The organism is Thermococcus sp. (genome assembly GCF_015523185.1).
GTDB lineage: Archaea > Methanobacteriota_B > Thermococci > Thermococcales > Thermococcaceae > Thermococcus.
The window spans coordinates 1-4266 of record NZ_WAKV01000061.1 but is presented as its reverse complement, the minus strand read 5'-3'; the positions used below and the strand labels follow the sequence as shown (position 1 = coordinate 4266).

7 protein-coding genes and 1 pseudogene are annotated in these 4266 nt (G+C 52.3%); 2 read left to right on the top strand and 6 right to left on the bottom strand.

Translation table 11 applies throughout. From position 1 onward, the window contains the following. Positions 1–234: 234 nt before the first annotated feature. Together F7B33_RS06925 and F7B33_RS06920 are read left to right on the top strand one after the other, a co-directional pair. Positions 235–588: a hypothetical protein gene (locus F7B33_RS06925; RefSeq protein WP_297073933.1), complete on the top strand. Its 354-nt coding sequence runs from the start codon at positions 235–237 to the stop codon at positions 586–588. Continuing rightward, positions 589–1074, top strand: coding sequence for a putative toxin-antitoxin system toxin component, PIN family (locus F7B33_RS06920; protein ID WP_297073932.1), 486 nt, complete (start codon positions 589–591; stop codon positions 1072–1074). It begins immediately after the preceding gene. A gap of 63 nt (positions 1075–1137) precedes the next feature. Here F7B33_RS06920 and mobA read toward each other — a convergent pair whose 3' ends face one another. From mobA to hycE, 6 genes and pseudogenes are all read right to left on the bottom strand, one after another. Then, positions 1138–1728 carry a molybdenum cofactor guanylyltransferase MobA gene (gene mobA, locus F7B33_RS06915; protein WP_297073930.1) on the bottom strand — a complete coding sequence of 197 codons (591 nt, stop codon included), beginning with the start codon at positions 1726–1728 and terminating at the stop codon, positions 1138–1140. Next, on the bottom strand, positions 1728–2171 hold the full coding sequence (locus F7B33_RS06910; protein WP_297073929.1) for a nucleotidyltransferase: 444 nt from the start codon (positions 2169–2171) through the stop codon (positions 1728–1730). The genes mobA and F7B33_RS06910 overlap by 1 nt, the downstream gene beginning before the upstream one ends. A 40-nt stretch (positions 2172–2211) precedes the next feature. After that, on the bottom strand, positions 2212–2529 hold the full coding sequence (locus F7B33_RS06905) for a hypothetical protein (protein ID WP_297073928.1): 318 nt from the start codon (positions 2527–2529) through the stop codon (positions 2212–2214). 1 nt (position 2530) lies between these two features. Further along, on the bottom strand, positions 2531–3361 hold the full coding sequence (locus tag F7B33_RS06900) for an NADH-quinone oxidoreductase subunit B family protein (RefSeq protein WP_297073927.1): 831 nt from the start codon (positions 3359–3361) through the stop codon (positions 2531–2533). Continuing rightward, positions 3361–3981 carry a 4Fe-4S dicluster domain-containing protein gene (locus F7B33_RS06895; protein WP_297073925.1) on the bottom strand — a complete coding sequence of 207 codons (621 nt, stop codon included), beginning with the start codon at positions 3979–3981 and terminating at the stop codon, positions 3361–3363. The genes F7B33_RS06900 and F7B33_RS06895 overlap by 1 nt, the downstream gene beginning before the upstream one ends. Continuing rightward, positions 3981–4266: pseudogene (gene hycE, locus F7B33_RS06890) on the bottom strand (hydrogenase large subunit); the annotation flags it as partial. The gene F7B33_RS06895 and the pseudogene hycE, both read right to left, overlap by 1 nt.

Here is a 4266-nt window from a genome sequence, read left to right as displayed (position 1 = left end):
GCGGGGATTCTGAGAAGCGGAAGAAGAGATGGGAAGTAGAACACGCAATTGCAAAGTTGTGGGAGACACCAACAAATAAAACACGAATTTTTGCATTTCTTGATGTGTCTTTCCATTAGTTTTCATTTTAAAAAGTGAGGGGTGCTAACACTGCCACAGAAATAAAGGAGTTTTCGATTAGCGATTTAGCGATAGAGTTTTATAACTCACCGAGGAATTCAATTTGGGGTAGTTATGGCCTCGGATGTAAGGGCTATTGAAAGGATGCTCAAAAATGATGAAAATGTCAGACGTTCCGTTAGCGAGTGGATTGTCCAGCTCGCGAGAAAGATTCACGAGAGGCCGGAAGACATAGTGTGGTTCTTTAATGAGATGAAGAGAAGGGAGGAATGGGAAGAAAAGCTGAGGGAATTTGAAAACATGACCAAGGATGTTTCTCCCGGGGAGTTGTTTGAGATTGCCCTCAGAGGGGCTGAGAGTTCTGGCGAGCTTAAGGGAAGTGTTGAGGACCTTCTACTCAAAGCTAAGGAGGATTTGAGAAAGTTCGAGAGGATTAAGGCAAAGCTAAAACGCCTTGGAGTGATTTGAATGTCCAAGGCTAAAATCAAGGTAGTTCTCGATACGTCGATTCTTGTGAGTGCCTTAAAGTCGAGAAACCCGAAGCACTCGCCTTCATGGAGAATCCTCAAGGCTCTTGTTTCTGGGGAAATTGAGAACTACATCAGCAGAGAGATTTACGAGGAAATGAGCTATACTCTCATGAAGGTTGCCGAGGGGACTAAGCGGGAAGTTTTAGCCTTGCATCTTCTCAACTTAGTCAAAAAGAAGAGCACCATGGTTCGTCCCCGGCGAAAGTTCTCCAACGATCCAGAGTTTCTTAAGAAACTGAAGGACCCTAGCGATGCCAAGTTCTTTGACGTTGCTTATGCCAAGAAGGTGGATTATATCATCTCAGAAAACACGAAGCACATTGTTCAAATGAGAGATGAAAGTACGAAAACTTATCGTTTTGACGGGAGAAAGGTTAAAATCCTGAGAGCTGGAGAGTTCGTGAGAGAGGCCTTGAGAAAATAAATAAGGTTCTACTACTGAGCATCGCGTCTGAAAAATTCAAATGGATATTGGCCCTAGTCAAAATTATGGGATGTTCCCTCGAATGCCTCTGATTCTCCTCAAATCCTCCCGCGTGTTCACGTTGAAGAAGCTCTCCCTCCACTCCTCCGGAAGGCTCTCGATTTCGATGTAGCAGGCATCACTCTCCCTTATCGCGCGGTTTATCGCGTACTGGTCGGCCTCAATTTTCTTCTCAAGGAAACTTCTTAACTCCCCGGAATAGGCCGCGTGTAGCGGTTCGAGGTAGCCGTTGCTCCACTTAGGAACGCAGGCGGGTTTTTTAGCCCGCTCAAAGCGCTTGACTACGAAGTCAACGAACTCGGGAACGAGAAGGGGCATGTCACCGGCAACGACGAATGCATCTCCGAGGGAAAGAGCTTTGTAGATTCCCCCAATCGGCCCGACGAGTAGCTCGTCAACGACCACGCGGTAGCCGAGGGCCTTGAGCTTTTCAGCGTTCTCAGGAGAGGCCACTATGACAATCTCATCTACTGAATCCGCTGATTTAAGCCTCTCGATTGTGTGACTTATCAAAGGCTTCCCGGAAATTTTAAAGAGTAACTTATCGCCCCCGAAGCGCTTCCCCCTTCCACCCGCTAAGACGGCACCTATCATCACTTCTCCTCCCTGTCAACGGGAATGTACTCGATGGTGCTCAGGTACTTGACGTAGTCCATCGCCTTATCGGGGTTCAGCATGTCCCTGAGGAGGTTCTGGAAGTAGTTGTCTTTATCGTAGGCCACCTCGTAGTTGACGACGACATCTAAGTAGCCCGAGTGGAAGTTCTCTGCCTCTTCGCGCGTGTAGAGCTCAAAGGAGACGTGGTAGCCGTACTTCTCCTCTATAGGGTCGCGGACCTTCTCGACGAAGTCGGCAACGCGATTCATCTTGACGGGGTCGTAAGGCTTGTCTATCACAACGACGACGTCTATCTCGGGAAAGCCCGGGTCTCTCAGGTGCCTGCCGTAAAAGATTATGGAGAGCAGGTTGTCACCGTAAAACTCCCTTATTCTTCTCACGAGCTCTTCCTTTGCCTTTGCTAAGGTCTTGGCGTCCATCGTTTCACCTCCAGAAGAGGTTGTGGAGAAAGAATAAAAATCAATCGAAGCTCGGCTGGTAGCGGTACTCAACGTGGAGCTTGCTCTCGGCGTCGAGCTTTTCAGCGGCGGAGAGCAGGGTCTTCCTGTCGTTCTCGGGCAGTTTCTCTATCGGTATCTTGAGCACATGGGAGGGGAGTATGTTGAAGTGCCTTGCCTCATCCTCTACCCCGAGGGTCTCCTTTATGAGCTTCACGGCCTCCTCGCTGAGCTCGCCCTCCTCCTCTATGATGAGCATATCGCCGGCGTAGTGGCCCGTTATCCTCGCGGAGTACTCCGGGTAATCCTCGTATTTGAAAACGTAGAGCTTCCAGGGCACTTCAGACACCCGCGGTGACTGGGTACTTCCTCTTGAGTGCCTCACCCCACTCCCTGTACTCATCCACCAAGCGCCAGAACTCGTTCTCCAGGAAGCGCATGGCCACCTTTACCCTGGAGTCCTTCTCCTTGAGGAAGTAGCCAGTTACTAAGTCGTGGAGCCTCTCCCTCGGGTTGTCGCTCTCGAAGGCCCTTCCGACGAGCTCTATGAAGTCGTTGAGGACAGCGTCGCGGTCGTAGTAGCCGACCACCCTTCTAAGTTCCTCCCTCAGCGTGAGCCAGTAGCGGACCGGTATCGGCCTGTCGGGTATTGTGAACTCTATCTCGTTTTCCTTGCCAGACCTCTCCCCCGGCGGGAGGGCTATCCAGTATTCGCCCTTCATCTTCTTCTCTTTAATGCCGAGAAGCTGGGCAACGCCGTAGAGTATCTCCTCCGGGCTGGGCGGACAGCCGGGTATGTACATGTCAATGGGCACTATCATCTCGGGCCCGCCGCTCCTGAGCCTGTCCCTTCCGCGCTGGGGCGAGGTGTTGTAGAGGGCGTAGCTGTTGTAGAAGATTCCACCGCTTGATGCACAGGTTCCTATTGCCACCACTATCCTCGGTTTAGGGGGCATTGCCTCGTAGGCCTTCTTGAGGGCTATCCTCGTCTGTCTCGTGAGCGGCCCCGTTATGAAGAGAACATCGGCGTGCCTCGGCGTTGGGACGACCTTGACACCGAGCCTCTCGACATCGTAGTAGGGACTGAGGACGTCGAGGACTTCAATGTCGCAGCCGTTGCACGAGCCGGCGTCAACGTGGTAGACCCAGACGGACTTTAGCTTTCTTCCCATCACTCCTCACCTCCCTTCTTCTCCTTTCCCTCCTCAACAAGCATGAAGGCTGGGTAGACGTTGCCCTCAAGCTCCCTGAGCTTAACGACCGTCCTGTGCATCTTCTCCTCCTGGGTCAGCTTTATCCTGTCCTCAAGGGCGTAGGTGTCAAAGATTTCCTTCGGAAGGATGTTCCTAACGTACTCTATCTGCCTCTCCGTGAAGTCGAGGTATTCTCCACACTCCTCGCAGTAAGCTAACTTGTGCTCAACAACCTCAACGAGGTCTTCCTTGTTGTCCGTGGCTATCTCGAAGCGCGTCGTTGGCTCCATGGCACCGGTCGGGCAGACCTCTATACAGCGGGCGCATCTGATACAGCGCGCCGCGTTGTAGGTGAGCCTTTTGACGCCGTGCTCCTTGTCCCACTCCATTATCAGTGCATCTGGTGGACAGGCCTGGACGCATGCGCCGCAGCCTATGCACTTCTCGGGGTTGATGTGCGGTATTCCCCTGAACTCCGGCGGCTTTTCGATGTCGGTGAAGGGATAGGGAGTGGTAACCGGGGCCTTCTTGCTGAAGCCCTCCACCTTCATCCTGTCCCAAGACTTAAGCTTCTCGCTGTAGGAAACTTCCTCCGCCATCAGAACACCCCCTTGTACTTGATGGAGAGCTCGTTGAACTCGGCCTCGGTCAGAACCTTAACCTTGCCCGTCTCGACGTCCACGAACTGCACCCTCTCTGTACAGGAGTAGCACGGGTCAATGCTCGCTATGATTATCGGCGCATCTGCCACATGATAGCCCTTGAGCATCTCCGGAACAGCAGGCAGGTTGTTGTAAGTTGGAGCGCGGACCTTCCAGCGGTAGACCTTGTTCTTCTCGCCGGTCATTACGTAGTGAACCACCTCACCGCGGTGGGCCTCGGTG

Coding starts and splice junctions, on each gene's coding strand:
- F7B33_RS06925 (WP_297073933.1), top strand. CDS start 235: ATGGCCTCGGATGTAAGGGCTATTGAAAGGATGCTCAAAAATGATGAA.
- F7B33_RS06920 (WP_297073932.1), top strand. CDS start 589: ATGTCCAAGGCTAAAATCAAGGTAGTTCTCGATACGTCGATTCTTGTG.
- mobA (WP_297073930.1), bottom strand. CDS start 1,728: ATGATAGGTGCCGTCTTAGCGGGTGGAAGGGGGAAGCGCTTCGGGGGC.
- F7B33_RS06910 (WP_297073929.1), bottom strand. CDS start 2,171: ATGGACGCCAAGACCTTAGCAAAGGCAAAGGAAGAGCTCGTGAGAAGA.
- F7B33_RS06900 (WP_297073927.1), bottom strand. CDS start 3,361: ATGGGAAGAAAGCTAAAGTCCGTCTGGGTCTACCACGTTGACGCCGGC.
- F7B33_RS06895 (WP_297073925.1), bottom strand. CDS start 3,981: ATGGCGGAGGAAGTTTCCTACAGCGAGAAGCTTAAGTCTTGGGACAGG.